Raw genomic sequence first — 22,210 nt, 5'->3', positions numbered from 1 at the left:
GGCGGTACGGTGCCCATCCCCGTGCCACCGGGCCCTCCCCGACCCCCACAGCCGAGAGGGACACCCGTGTCCGCAGCCCCCGACCGCATGCACCGGCCCGACAGCGACCTGGTCGACCTGGTTTTCGACTACATGCGCGACCGGCTGCAGTACGACCCCGTCCCGCTCGACCACCCCGGCGACGGCGAGCACCTGCGCACCCAGCTGTCCGGCCTGCTGAACCAGCACGGCAACGCCCCGGCCGACGTGCTCAAGCTGTACGACCACGAGCTCTCCCGCGCGGTGATCTCCGCCGACAGCCCGCGCTACCTGTCCTTCATCCCGTGCGCCCCGACCAAGGCCGCGCTGCTGTTCGACATGGTCGTCTCCTGCGCCTCGCTCCAGGGCATCTCCTGGCTGGAGGCGGCCGGCGCCATCGCGGCCGAGAACCAGGTGCTGCGCCTGATCGCGGACCGCGCGGGCATGCCCGGGACGGCCGGCGGCACCTTCGTCTCCGGCGGCTCGGCCGGCAACCTCTCCGCCCTCGTCGTCGCCCGCGACACCGCCCGCCGCCGCCTCGGCGTCGGCCCGGAGGCGCGGCTGCGGATCGCCGTCGCCGACCAGGTGCACTCCTCGGTCAAGAACACCTTCAACATCATCGGCGTCGAGGCCTTCAAGGTCCCGACCGTGAACCGGCGCTTCACCGGCGAGGCGCTGCGCGCCGCCCTGGCCGCCGACCCGAACCCCGAGACGGTGATCGCGGTCGTCGGCACCGCCGGCACCACCAACGAGGGCATCGTCGACGACCTCCAGGGCCTCTCCGAGGTCGCCCGCGAGCGCGACCTGTGGTTCCACGTGGACGGCGCCTACGGCGGCGCGGGCCTCTTCGCACCCTCCGTGCGCGCCCGCTACGACGGCATCGAGCACGCCGACTCCTTCGTGGTGGACCCGCACAAGTGGCTGTTCGCCCCGTTCGACTGCGCCGCGCTGATCTACCGCAACCCGCAGCTCGCCCGGGCCGTGCACACCCAGGACGCCTCCTACCTGGACGTCCTGCACACCGAGGGCGACGAGTGGAACCCCACCGACTACGCCTACCACCTGACCCGGCGCGCCCGCGGCCTGCCGCTCTGGTTCTCGCTCGCCGTGCACGGTGTCCAGGCGTACACCGACGCCATCGAGGCCGGCCTCAAGCTCGCCCAGGACACCGCCCAGCTGATCCGGGACACCGAGAACCTGGAACTGCTCTTCGACCCGCAGCTCTCCGCGGTCTGCTTCAAGCGCACCGGCTGGACCAACGACGACTACTACCGCTGGTCGCAGCAGCTGCTCGCGGACCAGATCGGCTTCGTCACCCCCACCGGCTGGGACGGCGAGACGGTCGCCCGCTTCGCCTTCCTGCACCCGGGCACCACCATGGAGATGGTCCGCGAGATCCTCGACACGATGGTCTAGGTCCAGGCCCAGGGCCCGTCCCGCAGGCTCTCCGAACCCCCGCCGGGCACGTCCGGCGGGGGTTCGCGCGTCCGGGACGGACCCTAGAGCAGCGCGCCGTTCGGCAGGTACGGCGCCGGCGGGCGCATCCCGCGCAGACCCAGGTAGCCCCGGGTCTCCAGGGTCAGGCCCAGCTCCAGCCCGACGTCCAGCGCCCACTCCTGCTCGGCGGTGAGGAACTCCACCTGCGCGTCCGTGCCGTCCGGGACCCGGGCCAGCGCCTCGCGCAGCAGCCGGACGGCGATCCGCTTCGAGGACGCCGCCAGCAGCTTCACCTCGCCGCCGTCCCGGTAGCAGTAGCCGCTGCCCGCCAGCGCGTCCGCGACCAGCAGCTCGTCGCAGTGCGCCAGCAGCAGCTCGTGGTCCGGGCCGTGCGCGGCGCCGCGCAGTCGCCGGTCCACCGAGTCCAGCAGGTGCCGGTGGGTGGCGTTGCCCGGGTGCACCGGGATGTCCCCGGGGTCGAGCAGACCGGACCGGTCCACCCGCCCGGTCAGCCGCATCGCCGGGTGCAGGGTGAACCCGGCCAGCCGGTAGCGGCGGGCCGCCGCGGGGGACGGCGAGGCGCAGAGCATCCCGCGCAGGCAGCCCCGCCCGTGCGCGGCGGCCCGCTCCAGCAGCAGCCGGCCCACGCCCTTGCCCTGGGCGTGCGGGACCACCGCGAACAGGGCGAGCACCCACACCCCCTCGCGGCGCAGCGACAGCACCGCGCCGACCGGTTCGCCGTCGCTCTCGGCCAGCCAGCAGCCCTGCGGGTCGGTGCGGACGAGATGTCTGGTGCGGGCCAGCCGGTAGACCCGCGAGCGGGGCTGGTCGGCGGCCCCGGGGGAGTCGGGCAGCGAGGCGAACGCGGCGCGGGCGATGTGCTGGACGACCTCCGCGTCGGCGGCGGTGTCCTGGACCAGGCGCAGGATCATGGCCTCCATCCTGGCCGCACCGGTGCCGCCGCGGGGCCGGTTCGCCGGGATCGGACCACTCGGGCGTGACCGCTCGCCCCGCCGGTGTGCGAGCATGGGGAGCGTAGGAGCGGGTGGCACACCCGGCCCACGGAAACCCCGCCGCCGCGGACCAGCCGAATAGACCGCCGTCCGGGAAATGAAACCGGACGGCCGTTGGTTGGCACTGGCGGCAGAACCGTCGTCAAGACCGGGAGAAAGCAGATGACCGTCCAGGACGAGACCACCGTAGAGAGTGGCATCCTCCTCACCGACGCCGCCGCGGGCAAGGTCAAGGCCCTGCTGGAGCAGGAAGGCCGCGAGGACCTCGCGCTGCGGGTCGCCGTCCAGCCCGGCGGCTGCTCCGGCCTGCGTTACCAGCTGTTCTTCGACGAGCGCTCGCTCGACGGCGACGTCGTGAAGGACTTCGACGGTGTCAAGGTCGTCACCGACCGGATGAGCGCCCCGTACCTGGGCGGCGCCACCGTCGACTTCGTCGACACCATCGAGAAGCAGGGCTTCACGATCGACAACCCGAACGCCACCGGCTCCTGCGCCTGCGGCGACTCGTTCAGCTAGTCGTTCGAGCGAAGGCGGCCCCGGGACATCCGGGGCCGCCTTCGTCGTGTCCGCGAAAACGTTTCCGCGCGGAGCCGCCTGTGCGGTGCTGCCTGCGCGGTGCCGCTCAGGGAGTACCGGCTACGGGGTACTACGGGGTGCCGGCGATCTCCGGGCCGACCGGATCCGGGCCGACGTGCGGATCGGCCTCCAGCGGCACCTCGCGGCCGGTCGCCAGGTCGGTCACCGTACGGCCCTGCAGCGGCTGCTTCAGGTCGAAGGCCACCGTCTGCCGCTTGGCCAGGTCGGCGCAGGCCTGCCCGGCCGGGATCGGCGCCGCGACGGTCACCCGGATGTCCACCCGGCCCGGGTGCGACTCGTCGGCCTTGAGCGCGTACCGCTCGCAGACCCCGCCGTAGAACCAGACCGTCAACTTGTTGCCGTCCGCCCGGTAGGTGATCGCCGGGTGCACCTGCGAACCGTTCGGGGTGCCGTTCGGCGCGGGCTCGCCGATCGCGATGCCGTTGCCGCCCGGCGGCGTCGGCGCCGGGGTCGGCGTCAGCGCCGGGCCCGGGACGGTGGTGGCCGGCGCGGGGCTGGCCGGCCGGGGGTCGGGGGCGGTCGCCGAGGGGTCGGCCGGCGGGGTGGTCACCGGAGCCGGAGCCGACGGGGACGCCGGGGCCGGGGCGGTCGGCGACGGAGCCTCGGCGGTGCCCGTCGCGCCGGGGGAGGAGGGCGAGCTCACCGCCGGCTCCCGCGTACCGGGAGCCGCGTCCGAACCCGCCTTGCCCTCCCCGTCACCGCACCCGGCCAGCACGGCCGCCGCCGACAGCACCAGACCCGCCAGTGTCACCGCGCGTGCCCGGCCGGAACGCCGGGGCATCGTCTCCAGATCCATCTGTACTTCCTCCCGAGGGCTCAGCGGCACGCCTCCGGGGCCGCACCGCGCCGGTGTGACGTGCCCCGGACGATTCCGGTTCCCCGTGCTCACCCGGCGAGTGCTCCGGAAGCCCCTACAGGCCGTACTCGGGCATCCCCGCGACCAGCCGCTGGGTCCGGGAGGGGACGCGGAGCGCGGCCCGGGCGGGGGCGCTGTCCTGCGGGCCGGTCGCCAGCAGCGGCCAGAACCGGCGCAGCCGCCGCGAGGAGTCCACCAGCGCGTCCAGCGAATCCCCGTCCGCGTCGCCGAGCAGGGCGGGCGGAACCCGCAGCGGGTGGTGACTGGGCATCATCGGCCATCACTTCCGATCCAGCGGTGCCGTGACAGAAGTGCCACGGGCCTGGGCGGGGCCGGGAACGGCCCCCTGTCAGCGACCCTAGGCCGGTCCTCCGGCCCCCACCAGAGCTACCGGAGGGTAGTACACGGGAGGGGGCGGGGGGTGCCGCAGGAGGCATTCTTGCTGGCCCCCACCTCCCGCCGGGTACCGTGGGTGGGTTACACCCCCGCCGTCCCATGGCCCTGCCGCCATTCTGAGGAGACCCCGTGCGTATCGCCGTCGCCGGCTCGATCGCGACCGACCACCTGATGACGTTCCCGGGCCGGTTCGCCGACCAGCTCGTCGCCGAGCAGCTGCACACCGTGTCGCTGTCCTTCCTGGTCGACACCCTGGACATCCGCCGCGGCGGTGTCGCGCCCAACATCGCGTTCGGCATGGGCGTGCTGGGCCTGCGCCCGGTGCTGGTCGGCGCGGCCGGCGCGGACTTCGCGGAGTACCGCAGCTGGCTGGAGCGCAACAACGTGGACTGCCGGTCCGTCCACATCTCCGAGACCCGGCACACCGCCCGCTTCATGTGCACCACGGACGAGGACCACAACCAGATCGCCTCGTTCTACACCGGTGCCATGGCGGAGGCCCGCAACATCGAGCTCAAGCCGATCGCCGACCGGGTCGGCGGGCTGGACCTCGTGCTGATCGGCGCGGACGACCCGCAGGCGATGGTCCGCCACACCCAGGAGTGCCGCACCCGCGGCTTCGCCTTCGCGGCCGACCCCTCCCAGCAGCTGGCCCGCCTCGACGGCCACGACATCCGCCAGATCGTCGACGGCGCCGCGTACCTCTTCACCAACGAGTACGAGGCCGCGCTGATCGAGTCCAAGACCGGCTGGGACGCCGACGAGATCCTCGGCCGGGTCGGCACCCGGGTCACCACCCTCGGCAGCAAGGGCGTCCGGATCGACCGCAAGGGCGAGGCCCCGGTCGTGGTCGGCTGCGCCCCCGAGAACAGCAAGACCGACCCGACCGGCGTCGGCGACGCCTTCCGGGCCGGCTTCCTGGCCGGCCTCTCCTGGCAGCTGGAGCTGGAGCGCGCCGCGCAGCTCGGCTGCATGCTCGCCACCCTGGTGATCGAGACCGTCGGCACCCAGGAGTACGAGCTGCGCCCGCACGCCTTCCTGCAGCGCTTCGAGGCCGCCTACGGCTCCGAGGCCGCCGCCGACGTCCGGGCGCACCTGGTCAAGTAGTCCGTTCGGTCAGGTAGTCCGCCGCACCAGGTAGGCCACGCCCCGGTCGCCGCCGTACTCGGTGGCCGGGGCCTCGCCCAGGTACTCCTGTCCGCGCATCCCGCACCAGGCCGGGACGTCCAGCCGGGCCGCCTCGTCGTCCGCCAGCACCGCGATCGTCCCGCCCACCGGCACCCCGCCGATCCGCTTCGCCAGCTCGATGACGGGCAGCGGGCAGCGCTTGCCGAGGGCGTCGAGGACGGTGGTCGGCTCCTCCGCCGGCTCCGCTTCCCCGGAGCCGGAGCCGGAGCCGGAGCCCGAACCGGCAGAGGAGTCGGCGGAGGAGTCGGAGTCGGCCGCGGGCGGCAGGGCCAGGTCCAGCCCCAGCGGGGCGCGGACGCGGGCCACCAGCCCGGGCAGGACGGTCAGGAACCGCTCGACGTCCGCCTCCGCGGCGCCGTACGGCAGCGAGACCCGGACGTTCCCCTCGGTGAGCACGCCCATCGCGGCCAGCACGTGGCTGGGGGTCAGCGTGGACGAGGTGCAGGAGGAGCCGGAGGAGACCGCGAAGCCGGCCCGGTCCAGCTCGGTCAGCAGCACCTCGCCGTCCACGTACAGGCAGGAGAAGGTGACGACGTGCGGCAGCCGCCGCACCGGGTCGCCCACCACCTCCACCTCGGGCACCAGGCGCGGCACCCTGCTCCGGATCCGTTCGACCAGCTCGTACAGCCGGGCGTTCTCCCGGTCGGCCTCGGCCCGGACCGCCCGCAGCGAGGCGGCGGCCGCGACGATCGCCGGCACGTTGACGTACCCCGGTACCCGGCCGCCCTCGCGCTCGTCGGCGGGCAGCGGGGAGGAGTACCGGACGCCCTTGCGCACCGCGAGCACCCCGACCCCGGCCGGCCCGCCCCACTTGTGCGCGCTGGCGGTCAGCAGCGACCAGCCGCGCGGCACGTCCACCCGCCCGGCGCTCTGCGCCGCGTCCACCAGCAGCGGCACGTCCCCGCAGGCCTCGGCCACCTCCGCGACCGGCTGGACGGTGCCCACCTCGTGGTTGGCGGACTGCAGCACGGCGAGCGCGGTGTCCGGCCGCAGCGCCGCCGCGAACCCCTCGGGGGCGGCCCGGCCGTACCGGTCGACCGGGACGACGGAGACCTCGCCGCCGGCGCCCTCGTGCCGGTCGGCGGCGTGCAGCACGCTGGAGTGCTCGACGGCGGAGTGCACCAGGTGCCCGCCGCGCCGCCGGTTCCCGGCCAGCGCGCCCAGCACGCCGAGGTGCACCGCCTGGGTCCCGCTCGCGGTGAAGGCGATCTCGTCGGCCCGGCAGCCGAGCACCCCGGCCACGGTCTCGCGGGCGGCGTCCAGCAGCATCCGGGCCTGCCGCCCGGATCGGTAGAGCCGGGCGGGGTCGGCCCATCCCTCGTCCAGGGCGGCGGTCAGCGCCTGCCGCGCGACGGGGTGGAGCGGTGCGGTGGAGGCCACATCGAAGTACACGGTCACATTTAACGACACTCCCGGGTGTATTCCGGGCTGCCCCGGGGGCTCACCGACCGTCAGTCGATCACCCCGAATGTCCGAATAGTCCGCGTCCGACGGACTGTCACGTACGTCGTCCGAGGTCATCCCCCGATCGGGCGTACGGACCCCGAATGCCTAGGATGACCTGCGGCGCAGCCCCTGCCGGGCCTGATCGGGTGTCCGGGCGGCGCGTTACCGGGACCTGCCCGTCAGCAGCGCATAAGGCTGGAGTAGGGTTTGGCCCGCATAAGCATTCAAACCGTGCCCGTGGACGGGTCGCCGGGGAGGCAACAACCTCTCCGGGGCGACGCGAAGGCGGGCGAGACTTCGGGAAGGCGCTACGTGAGTCCCAACGGCTCCGACCGCTCGCCGCGGCGCACGATGCGGCGGAAGCTGCCTCAGGCGCTGGCACTGGGCCTCGTCATCGCGACCGCCACCGGCTGCTCGGCCAACGACCTCCCCAGGCTTGGCCTCCCGAGTCCCGTCACCGAGGAAGGACCCCTGGTCCTCCACATGTGGCAGGGCTCCTGGATCGCGGCGCTGGTGGTCGGCGTACTGATGTGGGGTCTGATCATCTGGAGCGTGATCTTCCACCGGCGCAGCCGCACCGGTGTGCAGGTCCCCCCGCAGACCCGGTACAACGTGCCCATCGAGGCGCTCTACACCGCGGTCCCGATCATCATCGTGTCGGTCCTCTTCTACTTCGTCGCCCGCGACGAGTCGAAGCTGATCGCTGTCTCCGAGAAGCCGCAGCACACGGTCAACGTGGTGGGCTTCCAGTGGAGCTGGGCGTTCAACTACGAGAACACCGAGAACCCCGACCCGGCCAACCAGGAAGCCGCGTACGAGGTGGGCACCCCGCAGGCGGCGCCGACCCTGTACCTGCCGGTCAACGAGACGGTGCAGTTCCGCCTCACCTCTCGTGACGTCATCCACGACTTCTGGCCCATCAACTTCCTGATGAAGATGGACGTCGTGCCGGGCGTGGTGAACAAGTTCGAGGTCACCCCGACCGTCAAGGGCGAGTACATGGGCAAGTGCGCCGAGCTCTGCGGCGTCGACCACTCGCGCATGCTGTTCAACGTGAAGGTCGTCGACCGTGCCGAGTACGACCTTCACCTGAAGGAGCTCCGGGCCAAGGGTCAGACCGGCGCGGTGCCCTCCGGCATCACGACCATGGGAAGTGAAGAGAAGTGACCATCCTCAACGAGCCCGCCGCGGCCGGCGGGGGCGCCGGGGCCGTCACGGTCGGGGCGCAGCGGACCCGGAAGCCGGGTTCCACCATCATCAAGTGGCTGACCACCACTGACCACAAGACGATCGGCACGCTCTACCTGGGCACGTCGTTCGCCTTCTTCCTGATCGGCGGCATCCTCGCGCTGGTCATGCGCGCCGAGCTGGCTCGTCCCGGGACCCAGATCCTGTCGAACGAGCAGTTCAACCAGGCGTTCACCATGCACGGCACCGTCATGCTGCTGATGTTCGCGACGCCGCTCTTCGCCGGTTTCGCGAACTGGATCATGCCGCTGCAGATCGGCGCCCCCGACGTCGCGTTCCCGCGTCTGAACATGTTCGCCTACTGGCTGTACCTGTTCGGCTCGCTGATCGCCGTCGCCGGCTTCATCACCCCGCAGGGCGCCGCCGACTTCGGCTGGTTCGCCTACGCGCCGCTGTCGGACGCGGTCCGCTCGCCGGGCATCGGCGCCGACATGTGGATCATGGGCCTGGCCTTCTCCGGCTTCGGCACGATCCTGGGTGCGGTCAACTTCATCACCACGATCATCTGCATGCGCGCGCCCGGCATGACGATGTTCCGGATGTCGATCTTCGTCTGGAACGTCCTGCTGACCGCCGTGCTGGTGCTGCTGGCCTTCCCGGTGCTGGCCGCCGCGCTGTTCGCCCTGGAGGCGGACCGCAAGTTCGGGGCACACGTCTTCGACCCGGCCAACGGCGGGGCGCTGCTCTGGCAGCACCTGTTCTGGTTCTTCGGTCACCCCGAGGTGTACATCATCGCGCTGCCGTTCTTCGGCATCGTGTCGGAGATCATCCCGGTCTTCAGCCGCAAGCCGATGTTCGGCTACTCCGGCCTGATCGCGGCCACCATCGCGATCGCCGGTCTGTCCGTGACGGTGTGGGCCCACCACATGTACGTCACCGGCCAAGTGCTGCTGCCGTTCTTCTCCTTCATGACCTTCCTGATCGCGGTCCCGACCGGTGTGAAGTTCTTCAACTGGGTCGGCACCATGTGGAAGGGCTCGCTGAGCTTCGAGACCCCGATGCTCTGGACGGTCGGCTTCCTGGTCACCTTCCTCTTCGGTGGTCTGACCGGTGTCCTGCTGGCCTCCCCGCCGATCGACTTCCACGTCTCGGACTCGTACTTCGTCGTCGCCCACTTCCACTACGTGGTCTTCGGCACCGTCGTCTTCGCGATGTTCGCCGGCTTCCACTTCTGGTGGCCGAAGATGACCGGCAAGATGCTGGACGAGCGTCTCGGCAGGATCACCTTCTGGACGCTGTTCATCGGCTTCCACGCGACCTTCCTGGTGCAGCACTGGCTCGGCGCGGAGGGCATGCCCCGCCGCTACGCCGACTACCTGGCAGCCGACGGTTTCACCACCCTGAACACCGTCTCCACCATCGGCTCGTTCCTGCTCGGCCTGTCGATCCTGCCGTTCCTCTACAACGTCTGGAAGACGGCCAAGTACGGCGAGAAGGTCGAGGTCGACGACCCGTGGGGCTACGGCCGCTCGCTGGAGTGGGCGACCTCCTGCCCGCCGCCGCGGCACAACTTCCTCACGCTGCCCCGGATCCGCTCGGAATCCCCGGCCTTCGACCTCCACCACCCGGAGATCGCCGCGCTGGACTACCTCGAGAACCACGGTGAGCCGGCCAAGCACCTCGCCGGTGTGACCCCGGCGAAGTACGACGCCCCGCAGCTGGGCAAGGGCAAGAAGGGTGGGGACGCCTGATGAAGGAACAGGGCAAGATCTTCCTGGGCCTGTCGGTCTTCGTGCTGGCCATGGCGATCACCTACGGCCTGTGGACCAACAACTCGGAGCACGGCATCGAGGCGGCGGGCACCACCGCGCTGTTCCTCGCCTTCGCGCTCTGCGCGTTCATCGGGTACTACCTCGCCTTCACCGCCCGCCGGGTGGACAGCGGCGCGGGTGACAACCCCGAGGCCGAGGTCGCGGACGACTCCGGCGAGCTGGGCTTCTTCGCCCCGCACAGCTGGCAGCCGCTCTCGCTGGCGATCGGCGGTGCGCTGGCCTTCCTCGGTGTGATCTTCGGCTGGTGGCTGCTGTACTGGTCGATCCCGGTGATCCTGATCGGCCTCTTCGGCTGGGTCTTCGAGTTCTACCGCGGCGAGAACCAGAACCAGTAGGTTCCGCCCCTCGCACAGGGCCGGTCATCCCGCACGGGATGACCGGCCCTGTTGCGTCCCCGGAGTGACGGCCTCACCCTCCCGGAGCAACGGCGCGTCGCCCGGATGTCGCTCGGGCGGAGCGGTTCCTACGATCTGATCAATCGTGCGAACCCTCGGAGGCGGTCATGGCCGACAGGCGTGGAATCGCAGGTATCGGCGGCATCTCGCTGGCCCTGGCAGTACTGGCCCCACTGGCCGGCTGCACGTCCGGAAGCGGCGACGACCTCGCCGGTACCGTCCGCAAGGTCGACGCCGCGCAGCTGGTCCACCTCTCCGCGACGGAGCGGGTGGACCCGTCCCAGCCGGTCACCGTGACGGCCGAGCCGGGCAGCCGGCTCACCGACGTCACCGTGGTCGGCCCGGACGGCCGCGTGGTCGCCGGGCGGCTCTCGGACGACCAGCGCAGCTGGCAGACCACCGGGCGGCTCAAGGCCGCCACCGCGTACACCGTCCGGATCGCCGCCGACGACGGCCAGGGCGGCCGGGGCGAGACCACCGCGGGCTTCGCCACCCTGGCGGCCCAGCGCCTGCTGACCGCCAAGCTCGGCCCGGACTCCTCCGGCAGCGGCGTCTACGGGGTGGGCCAGCCGCTCACCGTCCTGCTCTCCGAGGCCGTGAAGGACCCGCAGGCCCGGCAGGAGGTGGAGCGCGTGCTCACCGTCACCTCGCAGCCGGCCGTCACCGGCGGCTGGTACTGGGTGGACGACAAGAACCTGCACTTCCGGCCCGAGCAGTACTGGCCGACCGGCACCACGGTCAGCCTCGCCTTCGAGGGCACCGGCAGCCGGATCGCGGACGGCCTGTACGGCGGCGACCGGGCCGCCCTGGCCCTGCGGATCGGGGAGCGGGTCGAGACGGTCGTGGACGCGGCCGCGCACGAACTCACCCTGAAGCGTGAGGGCCAGGTGGTCCGGACGATCCCGGTGACCACCGGCAAGCCGGGGTTCGACACCCGCAACGGCGTCAAGGTCGTGCTCGGCCAGGAGCGCAAGGTCCGGATGAGCGGCGAGACGATCGGGATAGCGGCCGGCAGCCAGGAGTCGTACGACCTGGACGTCGAGTGGGCGACCCGGGTCACCTGGAGCGGCGAGTACGTCCACGCCGCGCCCTGGTCGGTGGGCGCGCAGGGGATCGAGAACGTCAGCCACGGCTGCACCGGCATGAGCACCGAGAACGCCCGCTGGTTCTACCAGAACACCAGGGTGGGGGACCTGGTGACGGTGGTGAACAGCCGCGGCAAGGGCATGGAGCCGTTCGGCAACGGCTTCGGGGACTGGAACATCGCCTGGGCGGACTGGGTCGGGCACAGCGCCCTCGGGCAGCCCCTCAGCACCACCGCGCCGGCCACCCGGGCCCCCGCCACCGGGATGATCGCCCCGCAGCTCTGACGGGCCCGCAGGGCCCCTCCCCGGCCCTCCCCGCCCCTCCCCGCCCCTCCCCGGCCCTCCTCAGCCCTCGCCGGCCCCGTCCCGGTAGGCCAGCCGGAGCGCGGTGTCCACGGCCCCCAGGGCGTCCGGCAGCGGCAGCCCGAGCCGCCTGGCCCGCTCGGCGTACTCGGCGGCCGCCGCCGCGGCCAGCCGGTGCGCGGCGTCGCCGACCGCGGCGACCAGGGTGCCGCGCCGGCCGTGGGTCTCCACCACGCCGTCCGCCTCCAGCTCGCGGTAGGCGCGGGCGACCGTCCCGGCGGCCAGCCCCAGCTGCTCGGCCAGCGCCCGGACGGTGGGCAGCCGCAGGCCGGTCGCCAGCTCGCCGCTGCGGGCCTGCTCGGCGATCTGGGCGCGGATCTGCTCGTACGGGGGAGTGGCGGAGGCCGGGTCGACGGACAGCTGCACGGTTGGCTCCTGGGGGTTCGCTCGGATCGGCCGGTCGGCCGGCGGAGGCCGACCGGTTCGGGAAAAGCCCGAGGGCCGCCGACCAGATGAACTCTGGTCAGCGGCCCTCGGGTGCGACGCGGGGGTGCGTACGGGATCAGTGGTGGCCGTGGCCGCTGGTGATCTCGTGGTGCTCCTCGGCGGTCGGCTTGGGGATCTGGCTGCCCTCGCCGTAGAAGCCGCGGGAGAGCTTCGCCCGGGTCTTGGTGAGGACGTTGGCCTTGGCGGCCACGCCGTTCTCGTCCGTCGCGGCCGGCAGCTCGAACGGCTCCACCTGCTCGTGCGCGGTGAGCTTGTGCAGGTCCTTCTGCGGCAGCTGGGCGTGCACCTCGACGAACTCGCCGTGCGGCAGGCGCTTGATGACGCCGGTCTCGCGGCCGTGCAGCACCTTCTCCTTGTCACGGCGCTGGAGGCCGAGGCACCAGCGCTTGGTGATGATGAAGACGAGCACCGGGACCACGAACATGCCCACACGGACGAAGTACGTGACCGAGTTGATCGACAGGTGCAGGTGGGTGGCGAACAGGTCGTTGCCACCGGCCATCAGCAGGATCAGGTAGAGGCTGATCCAGGCGGCGCCCAGACCGGTGCGGACCGGGGCGTTGCGCGGGCGGTCCAGGATGTGGTGCTCGCGCTTGTCGCCGGTGATCCAGCCCTCGATGAACGGGTAGACGGCGATCGCGGCCAGCACCATCGGGAAGATCGCCAGCGGCACCATGACACCCAGGTTCAGGGTGTGGCCCCAGAGGCTGATCTCCCAGCCCGGCATGATGCGGATCAGGCCTTCGGAGAAGCCCATGTACCAGTCGGGCTGGGCGTCGGTCGACACCTGGTCCGGGCGGTACGGGCCGTACGCCCAGATCGGGTTGATCGTGGCGATCGCCGAGATGACGGCGATGAGACCGAACACCAGGAAGAAGAAGCCACCGGCCTTGGCCATGTAGACCGGCATCAGCGGCATGCCGACGACGTTCTTCTCGGTCTTGCCCGGGCCCGCCCACTGGGTGTGCTTGTGGTAGAAGACCAGGATCAGGTGCGCCACCAGCAGGCCCAGCATGATGCCCGGGATCAGCAGCACGTGGATGGTGAAGAACCGCGGCACGATGTCGTGGCCGGGGAACTCGCCCCCGAACAGGAACATCTGGATGTAGGTGCCCACCAGCGGGACGGCGAGGATCGCGCCTTCCATGAAGCGGATACCGGTGCCCGAGAGCAGGTCGTCGGGGAGCGAGTAGCCGAAGAAGCCGTCGAACATGCCGAGGACCAGCAGCAGGAAGCCGAAGACCCAGTTGATCTCGCGCGGCTTGCGGAACGCGCCGGTGAAGAACACGCGCATCATGTGCACGAGCATCGCCGCGACGAAGACCAGGGCGGCCCAGTGGTGGATCTGGCGGACCAGCAGGCCGCCGCGCACCTCGAAGCTGATGTCGACCGTGGACGCGTACGCCTCGGACATCGGGATGCCCTTGAGGGGCACGTACGAGCCCTGGTAGATGACCTCGCCCATGGAGGGCTTGAAGAACAGCGTCAGGTAGACGCCGGTCAGGATGATGATGATGAAGGTGTAGAGGCAGATCTCACCGAGCATGAAGGACCAGTGGTCCGGGAAGATCTTGCGGAGGTTCGCCCGGGCGAGGGAGTAGATCCCCAGCCGGCCGTCCGTCCAGTCCGCGGCCTGCTCCCACTTGTTGGCGGGCTTGGCGCGCGTACTGGCGGGCTTGGCGGCACCGGAGGTGGTGCTGCTCGCGCTACTCATCGAGCACGCTCCCAGTAGCTCGGGCCGACGGGCTCGTCGAAGTCGCCGGTGGCGACCAGGAAGCCCTTCTCGTCAGTGGTGATCTTCAGCTGCGGCAGGGGGTGGCCGGCCGGGCCGAAGATGACGCGCGCGCCGTCCGCCAGGTCGAAGGTCGACTGGTGGCAGGGGCAGAGCGCGTGGTGGGTCTGCTGCTCGTAGAGGCTGATCGGGCAGCCGACGTGGGTGCAGATCTTGGAGTAGGCGAGGATGCCCTCGAAACCCAGCTCCTTGGACTGCTCGTCCTTGATGTCCTCCGGCGCGATGCGCACCAGCATCAGGGCGTCCTTGGCGATCCGCTGCTGGAAGTCCTCGTCGTGGGTGTGCAGACCCTCGGGCATCGCGAACGTCAGCGAGCCGACGACGATGTCCTCCGCCGTCATCGGCAGGTTGGTGTTCATGTTGATGAGCGCCAGCGGCTTCGCCGGGGTGGCCTCGAGCCAGCCGGTGTGCTCCAGCTTGTCCTCGGGCAGCGGGCCCAGGTCGCGCAGCAGCACCACACCGGAGAGCGGCACCAGGGCCATCGAACCGATGAGGGTGTTGCGGATCATCTTGCGGCGGCCGAAGCCGGACTCGGCGGCGCCGGTCCTGAACTGCTCGATGACGTCGTTGCGGACCTCGTCGTCGGCCTCGATCGGGTGACGCTCGGCCGGCAGCTCGACGTCCGACATCAGGGTGCGGGCCCAGTGGACCGCGCCCGTGCCGATCAGGAACAGCGCCACGCCCAGGGTCATGCCCAGGGCGAAGTTCAGCGCGCTGATGTTCCCCAGCGGCCAGACGTAGACGATCTTGTCCTTGTCGATGGCCACGTAGGACGCGATGAAGGCGACGGTGGCGATCATCGAGACCACGAACATCAGCGACACCTGGCGCTCGGCCCGCTTGGCGGCCCGCTCGTCGATGTCGGTGCGACGCGGTTCGTGGGCCGGCAGGCCCGGGTCGGCGAACGGATCGCCGTGGGCGGCCACCTCGTGGTGCCCGGCGGAGCCGTGGGACTCCGGGAGCTTCTCTTCTGACATGTCGTGGCTCATGACTTCTTGGCCTTGGTGGTGTGGGCGGCGACCCAGATCGCGACCGCGATGAGCGCGCCGAGACCGAAGATCCAGCCGAACAGGCCCTCGGTCACCGGACCGAGGCTGCCGAGCGTGAGACCGCCGGGGTTGGGCTCATCGTTGGTGGTGTGGCGGACGAAGGCCACGATCTGCTTCTTCTGCTCCTCGGGCATGGTGCCCTCCGGGAACGACGGCATGTTCTGCGGGCCGGTCTGCATGGCCTCGTAGATGTGCTTCGCGTCCACGCCCTCCAGCGACGGGGCGGACTTGCCCTGGGTCAGGGCACCGCCCTGGCCGGCGAAGTTGTGGCACTGGGCGCAGTTGGTGCGGAACAGCTCGCCGCCCTTGGAGAGGTCCTCGGGGTTGGTCGAGGTGTACTGCTCCGCGGTCGGAGTCACCGGGCCGGGGCCGAGCGAGGCCACGAAGGCGGCCATCTGGTCGATCTCGGCCTGCGAGTAGATGTTCTTCTTCTTCGGCACCTGGGCGCCGGGCTGCTGGGCCGGCATGCGGCCGGTGCCGACCTGGAAGTCGACCGCGGCGGAGCCGACGCCGACCAGGCTGGGACCGTCGCTCGAACCCTGGCCGTTCAGGCCGTGGCAGGAGGAGCAGCCCACGGCGAAGAGCTTCTTGCCCTCATCGATCGCGAGCGACTGCGCGGCGACGTCGGCCTGCGCCTTGTCGGCGGGCGCGAACGCGGCGTACAGCCCCCCGGTTGCCGCCAGGGCGAGAAGTAGGACGACCAGCGCCGCCAGTGGGTGGCGCCGTCGTGCGGAGAGCTTTTTCACGGAATAACCCCGGTGTCAGGATCTGGTCGACTGGTGGGTGCACCCGGCGGCCGGTCTGGCCGGCACGAGGCGGCCTGTCTAGGGCTGCGCGCGCGGTCGGTCGGTGGGAGCGTCGCCACCGGCGAAATCGGGCCGTCGCCCAGAGGGCGGGACCCGGAGCCGGTGGCCAGCGACCTGATCAGCTGGTTACTTGATCAGGTAGATGGTCGCGAACAGGCCGATCCACACGACGTCGACGAAGTGCCAGTAGTACGACACCACGATCGCGGCGGTGGCCTGCTCGTGCGTGAAGCGCTTGGCTGCGTACGTCCGTCCCAGGACCAGCAGGAAGGCGATCAGACCACCCGTCACGTGCAGACCGTGGAAGCCGGTGGTCAGGTAGAACACCGTGCCGTACGGGTCGGAGGACAGCGAGAGGCCGTCCTTCTTGACCAGCTCGGTGTACTCGAAGATCTGGCCGCCGATGAAGATCGCGCCCATCACGAAGGTGATGACGAACCACGAGCGGAGCTTCTTCACGTCCCCGCGCTCGGCGGCGAAGACGCCGAGCTGGCAGGTGAGCGAGGAGAGCACCAGGATCGTGGTGTTGACCGAGGAGAAGGGCACGTTGAGGGCGTGCGCCTTCTCGGTCCAGTACTCGGCTCCCTTCACGGAGCGGAGCGTGAAGTACATCGCGAAGAGGGCCGCGAAGAACATCAACTCGGAACTGAGCCAGACGATCGTTCCGACGCTGACCATGTTCGGCCGGTTGACCGATCCGTGCGCGTGCCCGGTTTCTACTGCTGTTGCTGTCGCCACGACGGACATTATGTCGGTCCCTTATTCCGTCTTCACGCCGGGGGGTGTCCCTCGGAGTGTCCGGTGCGTGCGGTATGCCCCCCTGGTGCCCGACGGGCCGTCCGTACCGGTGCTGAGCAGCGGCGTGTCCCTTTTCTGATGGTTCTTCGAAGGCCCCTTCGACCCCGTTGCCCGCGTGTCGTGTCACCCCCTCGGGGCCTGCCGGTAGTAAGGGGAGAAGCGCCCCGTCCGCCGTACGGGTGGACTGCGCGGTCGAGGGTGACGCGCTGTCCTCCGGCCGGACCAGTCGTGGGCGCGGCGGCTTGAGAAGGATCGCGCGGGAGGGGCTCGGCGGCCGGTGATCGGGAGTAGCATCCGGGGAGAGGCGAACGTGGTCCGGATCACACGTGAGGGAGCAGGGCCCATGGCGTACACGACCGACGAGACGCTGACCGTTCTCGTCTACAGCCACGACCGCACCACCCGGGAGCAGGTGCTCACGGCGCTCGGCAGCCGGGTGGCCGAGGATCTGCCGGAGCTGTCCTACCTGGAGTGCGCGACCACCCCCGCGGTACTCAGGGCACTGGAGAAGGGCGGGGTGGACCTCTGCGTGCTGGACGGGGAGGCGGTGCCGGCCGGAGGGCTCGGGCTCGCGCGGCAGCTGAAGGACGAGATCTACGGGTGCCCGCCGCTGCTGGTGCTGATCGGCCGACCGCAGGACTCCTGGCTGGCCGCCTGGAGCCGGGCGGACGCGGCGATCTCCCAGCCGGTGGACCCGGTGGCGCTGGCCGAGGCCGCCGCCACCCTGCTCCGGGCGCGGCTGGCCAAGCGGGCGCCGGTCGCCCGGTAGCCCGCCCCGGCCCCGGGGCGTACCGGGCGAAGCCGCCCGGGACGGGGCGTTCCGGGCAGGGCGTCCGGGCCGCGCGTCTCACCACGGGAGAAGAAGGGTGAACGGCGGCGCCCCGGCGCCCCGCCGCTCGATAGGCTGACTCCATCCCTACGGTCCGTCCCCGTACAGCGGGGACCGAGAGCTGGAGTCAGCCATGGTGAACGTGCACCCTGCGAACGGCGGTAGCGACCCCGCGCAGGTGGTCCGCACCTGGCCGGACATCCTGTCGGTGCTGCTGCGCGGGGAGGACCTCGACCGTTCCGCCACCGCGTGGGCGATGGACCGGATCATGAGCGGCGAGGCCTCCCCGGTCCAGGTGGCCGGCTTCATGGTGGCGCTGCGGGCCAAGGGCGAGACGGTCGACGAGATCTCCGGTCTGGTCGACTCGATGTACGCGCACGCCGAACCGCTGTCGATCCCCGGCCCGGCGGTGGACATCGTCGGCACCGGCGGCGACCGGGCCAAGACCGTCAACATCTCCACCATGTCGGCGATCGTCGCGGCGGCGGCCGGCGCCAAGGTGGTCAAGCACGGCAACCGGGCGGCCTCCTCGTCGAGCGGGTCCTCGGACGTGCTGGAGAAGCTCGGCATCCGGCTGGACCTGGCGCCGCGCCGGGTCGCCGAGGTGGCCGAGGAGGTGGGGCTCACCTTCTGCTTCGCGGCGACCTTCCACCCGTCGATGCGGCACGCCGCCCCGGCCCGGCGCGACCTCGGGGTGCCGACCGCGTTCAACCTCCTCGGTCCGCTCACCAACCCGGCGCGGGTGACCGCGCACGCGATCGGCTGCTTCGACACCCGGCTCGCGGCGCTGATCGCCGGCGTGCTGGCGCGGCGCGGCTCCACCGCGCTGGTCTTCCGGGGTGACGACGGCCTCGACGAGCTGACCATCACCACCACCTCGCGGGTCTGGGTCGTCCGCGACGGCGCCGTGACCGAGACCGCGTTCGACCCGCGCGACGTCGGCATCGAGCCGGTCGGCATCGAGGCGCTGCGCGGGGCGGACCCGGCGTACAACGCCGAGGTCGCGCGCCGGCTGCTGGCCGGGGAGCACGGGCCGGTCCGGGACGCCGTGCTGCTGAACTCGGCGGCGGCGCTGGTGGCGCTCGACCTGACCGACGCGCCGCTGTCCGAGCAGCTGGCGGCCGGCATGGAACGGACGGCGGCGGCGATCGACTCGGGTGCCGCCCGGGACCTGCTGAAGCACTGGTCGGAGGCCACCGCCAGGGCCTGAGGCGGCGTCAGGGGGCCGGCGGGACACCTTCCGCCGGCCCCTTCCGCGTTCCCGGAGCCGGGCCGGAGCCGGGCCCGCGCGGGGGCGGGTCGGACCGCCCCCCGGACGGCCGTCCGGGATGTGGACCCCTGTTTGACCAGGGGGCGGACGCGACCTAGAGTCTTCGCCAGGTCATGAGTGACAGCGTCAAGCCCCAGCTGGCTGTCCGGCAACCCTCCGTCCGTGGCGGGGTGCCCTGGGTGAGGACCGGGTCATGCGGCAAACCGTCCGCGTGACAAGCGCGGACGCCGGACGATTTGCACTCCCGGGGTCCTGGGCCCGTAGAAGGAGTGCATCCCCATGTCCCTTTCCTCCCCGCAGTCGCCGGCCGCCACCCTCGACCAGGCGCCCTCCCCGCAGGCCCTCCTCGCCGTCCTCGGCCACGACGTCCAGGTGCCGCTGGCCACCGGTGAGAAGGTCGGATACGCGGCGCTCGACTACGCCGCCAGCGCCCCGGCGCTCCAGCGGGTCTGGGACGACGTCGCCGCCTACGCCCCCTACTACGGCAGCGTGCACCGCGGCGCCGGCTACCTCTCGCAGCTCTCCACCGACCTGTTCGAGCAGAGCCGCCGCACCGTCACCGAGTTCCTGGACCTGCGCGAGGGCGACCAGGTGGTCTTCACCCGTGCCACCACCGACTCGCTGAACCTGCTGGCCGCCGCCGTCCCGGCCGGCACCCGGGTGTTCGCCTTCGAGACCGAGCACCACGCCTCGCTGCTGCCCTGGGCGCACGCCGGCCTGGCCGTCACCTACCTGCGCGCCCCGCGCTCGCACGCCGAGGCGGTCGCCGCCTTCGACGCCGCGCTGGCCGAGGCGCCCGAGGGCCCGAAGCTGCTCTGCGTCACCGGCGCCTCGAACGTCACCGGTGAGCTGTGGCCGGTCGCCGAGCTGACCCGGACCGCGCACCGGCACGGCGCCCGGGTGGTGCTGGACGCCGCGCAGCTGGCCCCGCACCACCGGGTCTCGGTGCGCGAGCTGGGCGTGGACTGGATCGCCTTCTCCGGGCACAAGCTGTACGCGCCGTTCGGCGCCGGCGTGCTGGCCGGCCGGGCCGACTGGCTGGACGCGGCCGACCCGTACCTGGCCGGCGGCGGCGCCACCCGGACCGTGGCCCGCGAGGAGGACGGTTCGGTGGCCGTGCAGTGGCACACCGGCCCGGCGCGGCACGAGGCCGGCTCGCCGAACGTGATCGGCGCCTACGCGATCGCCTCCGCCTGCCGGGCGCTGACCGAGGCCGGCTTCGACGCCCTGGAGGCCCGCGAGCGCGCGCTGGTCGACCGGCTGAAGGCGGGCCTGACGGAGATCCCGCAGGTGAAGGTGCTCAACCTGTTCGGCCCGGAGTCGGCCCGGGTGGGCGTGCTCTCCTTCGTCGTCCAGGGCTGGAACAGCTCGCACTTCTCGGCCGCGCTCTCCGCCGAGTACGGCATCGGCGTGCGCGACGGCCTGTTCTGTGCGCACCCGCTGGTCCGCACGCTGCTCGGCGACGAGGACGTCGCGCCGTCCGAGTGCGGCGCGCCGGAGCCGTCGCTGCCGGGCGAGCGCAGCCTGAACGCGATCCGGGTGAGCTTCGGCGCGGGCACCCCGGACGAGCACGTGGACCGGTTCCTGACCGCCGTCCGCGAGCTGGTCACGGACGGCGCGGCCTGGAACTACCGGAACGAGGGCGGCCGCTGCGTCGCGGACACCCGGCGGGGTGCCTGACCGGGCCGCCGGGCCGGGCGCCCGGCCGGGCCTGACGGGTCAGGCGTCGAGGCCGATCGCGAACGCGGCCTCCAGGTCGTGCTGGGAGTAGGTGCGGAAGGCGATCTGGGTCTCGGTGTGGGCCACGCCCGGGACCTTGTTGAGCCGGCCGGGGATGACCTCGGCGAGGTCGTCGTGCCGCCGCACCCGCACCATCGCGACCAGGTCGTACCCGCCGGTCACCGAGTAGACCTCGCTGACGCCCTCGATGGCGGCGATCGCCTCGGCGATCTCCGGGATGCGGTCGACGCTGGTCTTGATCAGGACGATGGCGGTGATCACGGTGCGAGCTCCTTTGTGAGGTGCCGCCAGGGTATCGGGCGTCAGCCGGACGGTCGCGGGCGGCGGGCGGCCCGGGGGCGGCGCTCGGCCAGGGTGCAGGCGTAGAGGAAGCCGGCCGCGAAACCGATGACGTGCACCAGGTAGGCGACCCTCCCCCAGCCTGGCGGCTGGGAGGTGCCCCCAGGGCCGGCCGAGTGGACCGACCACCACTGCAGGGCGAACCAGAGCCCGAGCACCAGCCAGGCGGGGAACCGCAGCGGCAGGAAGAGCAGCAGCGGGACGAGCGTGGTGACCCGGGCGCGCGGGTGCAGCCGGAGGTAGGCGCCGAGGACGGCCGAGATCGCCCCGGAGGCGCCGATCAGCACCCGGGTCGAGTCCGGCGAGTGCGCCTCGGCGAGCGCGAAGCCGTAGGTGGAGAGGGTGCCGGCCGCCAGGTAGAAGAGGACGAACCGGGAGCGGCCCAGCCGCCGTTCGACGGTCGGGCCGAAGACGTGCAGGAAGAGCAGGTTGCCCAGCAGGTGCAGCCAGCCCCCGTGCAGGAAGAGCGCGCTGAGCACCGAGAGCGCCGGGTGCTTCCCCGGGGTCGGCGCGGCCGGACAGCCGGGCACCGGGTCGGGGGCCTCGGCCAGCTGCTCGGCGGTGAGCGGGTGCCCGGTCAGCAGTTCGACGGGCACCGTCCCCCAGCGCTGCTCGTAACGCTGCTCGGCGCAGACCCGGGCCTGGCCGCGCCCGTACAGCGGATTGAGTCCGGCGGCCGGCCCGAGCAGGAAGACCGCGGTGTTGAGCGCGATCAGCGCGTAGCAGACGGCCGGAGCGGCCACGGCCGGTCGGCCGTCCCGCGCGCCGGCGTGGTCGAGGACCGGGATCGCCATGCCGCCAAGCATCCCTCCGCCGGGCCCGCCGGGACCGCGTCGTTACGGCAGGTGGCCCAAGGCGGTGATCGCCGTGACCGGTGGTCACGAAGGTTGCCCCAGGCAATAGGCTTGGGGCGGGCATTCCCGCCTCCCGCCGCCGACGCCGGGGCTCCGGGGGGAGCGCCTGAGCCCATCCAGGGACCACCCGAGAGGACCCCCGATGACCGTCCCCGCCCTGACTGCCGAGACGCGCTGGCGCTGCACGCTCTGCGGAAACCTGACCCGCTTCGACGTCACCCGCACCGCCCGGGTGACCGAGTTCCTCCACTTCGACCTGGCCGGCGAGTCCAAGGTCGAGGAGACCCAGACCCTCAGCGAGACCGTCGAGTCGGTGCGCTGCCGCTGGTGCAACGCGGTGGACCAGGTCGAGCTGGTCGCCCGCCCGGGCGCGGCGGACGCCGGGGCCGAGGCCGCCGGCGAGCAGGGCTGATGCCCGGCCCGTGCGGTGGGCGGCACGCGGCGTGGCCGTCCGCCGCACGGGACAATAAAG

Annotated in this window: 22 protein-coding genes and 1 riboswitch; of the genes, 11 read left to right on the top strand and 11 right to left on the bottom strand. The window is 71.9% G+C overall.

Going from position 1 to position 22,210, the window contains the following annotated elements; translation table 11 throughout:
• The first annotated feature begins 66 nt into the window (after positions 1–66).
• Entirely contained in the window at positions 67–1,434 is a 1,368-nt protein-coding gene (locus tag AC067J_RS01825; RefSeq protein WP_478295973.1) for a pyridoxal phosphate-dependent decarboxylase family protein, read from the top strand.
• 83 nt (positions 1,435–1,517) lie between these two features.
• Here AC067J_RS01825 and AC067J_RS01820 read toward each other — a convergent pair whose 3' ends face one another.
• Positions 1,518–2,387, bottom strand: a complete 870-nt coding sequence (locus AC067J_RS01820; RefSeq protein WP_478295972.1) for a GNAT family N-acetyltransferase — start codon at positions 2,385–2,387, stop codon at positions 1,518–1,520.
• A gap of 243 nt (positions 2,388–2,630) precedes the next feature.
• On the opposite strand from AC067J_RS01820, the gene erpA reads away from it, so the two are divergent.
• Positions 2,631–2,984, top strand: coding sequence for an iron-sulfur cluster insertion protein ErpA (erpA, locus tag AC067J_RS01815; protein ID WP_478295971.1), 354 nt, complete (start codon positions 2,631–2,633; stop codon positions 2,982–2,984).
• Between the two features lie 130 nt (positions 2,985–3,114).
• On the opposite strand, the gene AC067J_RS01810 is transcribed toward erpA, so the two are convergent.
• Entirely contained in the window at positions 3,115–3,861 is a 747-nt protein-coding gene (locus tag AC067J_RS01810) for a hypothetical protein (protein ID WP_478295970.1), read from the bottom strand.
• Between the two features lie 115 nt (positions 3,862–3,976).
• Positions 3,977–4,195, bottom strand: coding sequence for a hypothetical protein (locus AC067J_RS01805; protein WP_478295969.1), 219 nt, complete (start codon positions 4,193–4,195; stop codon positions 3,977–3,979).
• 251 nt (positions 4,196–4,446) lie between these two features.
• On the opposite strand from AC067J_RS01805, the gene AC067J_RS01800 reads away from it, so the two are divergent.
• Positions 4,447–5,424, top strand: coding sequence for a carbohydrate kinase family protein (locus AC067J_RS01800; RefSeq protein ID WP_478295968.1), 978 nt, complete (start codon positions 4,447–4,449; stop codon positions 5,422–5,424).
• A 9-nt stretch (positions 5,425–5,433) separates the two neighbouring features.
• Here AC067J_RS01800 and AC067J_RS01795 read toward each other — a convergent pair whose 3' ends face one another.
• Positions 5,434–6,903 (bottom strand): aminotransferase class V-fold PLP-dependent enzyme, encoded by a 1,470-nt coding sequence (locus AC067J_RS01795; RefSeq protein WP_478296357.1) that lies wholly within the window; start codon positions 6,901–6,903, stop codon positions 5,434–5,436.
• A gap of 360 nt (positions 6,904–7,263) precedes the next feature.
• On the opposite strand from AC067J_RS01795, the gene ctaC reads away from it, so the two are divergent.
• The 4 genes from ctaC (at position 7,264) to AC067J_RS01775 (ending at position 11,736) form a co-directional block, all read left to right on the top strand.
• Positions 7,264–8,118, top strand: a complete 855-nt coding sequence (gene ctaC / locus AC067J_RS01790) for an aa3-type cytochrome oxidase subunit II (RefSeq protein WP_478295967.1) — start codon at positions 7,264–7,266, stop codon at positions 8,116–8,118.
• On the top strand, positions 8,115–9,890 hold the full coding sequence (ctaD, locus tag AC067J_RS01785; protein ID WP_478295966.1) for an aa3-type cytochrome oxidase subunit I: 1,776 nt from the start codon (positions 8,115–8,117) through the stop codon (positions 9,888–9,890). Before ctaC ends, ctaD begins: the two co-directional genes overlap by 4 nt.
• A complete protein-coding gene (locus tag AC067J_RS01780) occupies positions 9,890–10,306 on the top strand; it encodes a cytochrome c oxidase subunit 4 (RefSeq protein ID WP_478295965.1) in 417 nt (138 codons plus the stop codon). The genes ctaD and AC067J_RS01780 overlap by 1 nt, the downstream gene beginning before the upstream one ends.
• Before the next feature lie 167 nt (positions 10,307–10,473).
• Positions 10,474–11,736 (top strand): L,D-transpeptidase, encoded by a 1,263-nt coding sequence (locus tag AC067J_RS01775; RefSeq protein ID WP_478295964.1) that lies wholly within the window; start codon positions 10,474–10,476, stop codon positions 11,734–11,736.
• A gap of 60 nt (positions 11,737–11,796) precedes the next feature.
• Here the strand turns inward: AC067J_RS01775 and AC067J_RS01770 are convergent, their stop codons facing one another.
• From AC067J_RS01770 to ctaE, 5 genes are all read right to left on the bottom strand, one after another.
• Positions 11,797–12,180, bottom strand: coding sequence for a GntR family transcriptional regulator (locus tag AC067J_RS01770; protein ID WP_478295963.1), 384 nt, complete (start codon positions 12,178–12,180; stop codon positions 11,797–11,799).
• A gap of 136 nt (positions 12,181–12,316) precedes the next feature.
• Positions 12,317–13,975 carry a cytochrome bc1 complex cytochrome b subunit gene (gene qcrB, locus AC067J_RS01765; RefSeq protein WP_478295962.1) on the bottom strand — a complete coding sequence of 553 codons (1,659 nt, stop codon included), beginning with the start codon at positions 13,973–13,975 and terminating at the stop codon, positions 12,317–12,319.
• Complete coding sequence (gene qcrA, locus AC067J_RS01760; protein WP_478295961.1) at positions 13,972–15,042, bottom strand: cytochrome bc1 complex Rieske iron-sulfur subunit; 1,071 nt, start codon at positions 15,040–15,042, stop codon at positions 13,972–13,974. Before qcrA ends, qcrB begins: the two co-directional genes overlap by 4 nt.
• On the bottom strand, positions 15,039–15,848 hold the full coding sequence (gene qcrC, locus AC067J_RS01755) for a cytochrome bc1 complex diheme cytochrome c subunit (RefSeq protein ID WP_478295960.1): 810 nt from the start codon (positions 15,846–15,848) through the stop codon (positions 15,039–15,041). Before qcrC ends, qcrA begins: the two co-directional genes overlap by 4 nt.
• A 186-nt stretch (positions 15,849–16,034) precedes the next feature.
• Complete coding sequence (gene ctaE / locus AC067J_RS01750) at positions 16,035–16,655, bottom strand: aa3-type cytochrome oxidase subunit III (RefSeq protein ID WP_327676411.1); 621 nt, start codon at positions 16,653–16,655, stop codon at positions 16,035–16,037.
• Positions 16,656–17,049: 394 nt separating this feature from the next.
• On the opposite strand from ctaE, the gene AC067J_RS01745 reads away from it, so the two are divergent.
• The 3 genes from AC067J_RS01745 to AC067J_RS01735 all read left to right on the top strand — a co-directional run bounded on the left by AC067J_RS01745 (position 17,050) and on the right by AC067J_RS01735 (position 20,485).
• On the top strand, positions 17,050–17,475 hold the full coding sequence (locus AC067J_RS01745) for a hypothetical protein (RefSeq protein ID WP_478295959.1): 426 nt from the start codon (positions 17,050–17,052) through the stop codon (positions 17,473–17,475).
• Between the two features lie 193 nt (positions 17,476–17,668).
• A complete protein-coding gene (gene trpD / locus AC067J_RS01740) occupies positions 17,669–18,745 on the top strand; it encodes an anthranilate phosphoribosyltransferase (RefSeq protein WP_478295958.1) in 1,077 nt (358 codons plus the stop codon).
• A gap of 169 nt (positions 18,746–18,914) precedes the next feature.
• Positions 18,915–19,032, top strand: a riboswitch (SAM riboswitch).
• 52 nt (positions 19,033–19,084) lie between these two features.
• On the top strand, positions 19,085–20,485 hold the full coding sequence (locus tag AC067J_RS01735; protein WP_478295957.1) for an aminotransferase class V-fold PLP-dependent enzyme: 1,401 nt from the start codon (positions 19,085–19,087) through the stop codon (positions 20,483–20,485).
• A 39-nt stretch (positions 20,486–20,524) separates the two neighbouring features.
• On the opposite strand, the gene AC067J_RS01730 is transcribed toward AC067J_RS01735, so the two are convergent.
• Both AC067J_RS01730 and AC067J_RS01725 read right to left on the bottom strand, forming a co-directional pair.
• Positions 20,525–20,806 carry an Lrp/AsnC ligand binding domain-containing protein gene (locus tag AC067J_RS01730; RefSeq protein ID WP_327676407.1) on the bottom strand — a complete coding sequence of 94 codons (282 nt, stop codon included), beginning with the start codon at positions 20,804–20,806 and terminating at the stop codon, positions 20,525–20,527.
• Between the two features lie 41 nt (positions 20,807–20,847).
• A complete protein-coding gene (locus AC067J_RS01725; RefSeq protein ID WP_478295956.1) occupies positions 20,848–21,678 on the bottom strand; it encodes a rhomboid family intramembrane serine protease in 831 nt (276 codons plus the stop codon).
• Positions 21,679–21,880: 202 nt separating this feature from the next.
• Between AC067J_RS01725 and AC067J_RS01720 the strand changes: the two genes are divergently transcribed.
• A complete protein-coding gene (locus tag AC067J_RS01720; protein ID WP_478295955.1) occupies positions 21,881–22,150 on the top strand; it encodes a hypothetical protein in 270 nt (89 codons plus the stop codon).
• Positions 22,151–22,210 lie beyond the last annotated feature (60 nt).

Source organism: Kitasatospora sp. NPDC042419 (genome assembly GCF_056437345.1).
Note: the sequence above shows the minus strand (reverse complement) of the source record. Positions and strands in the feature narration are given on the sequence as shown.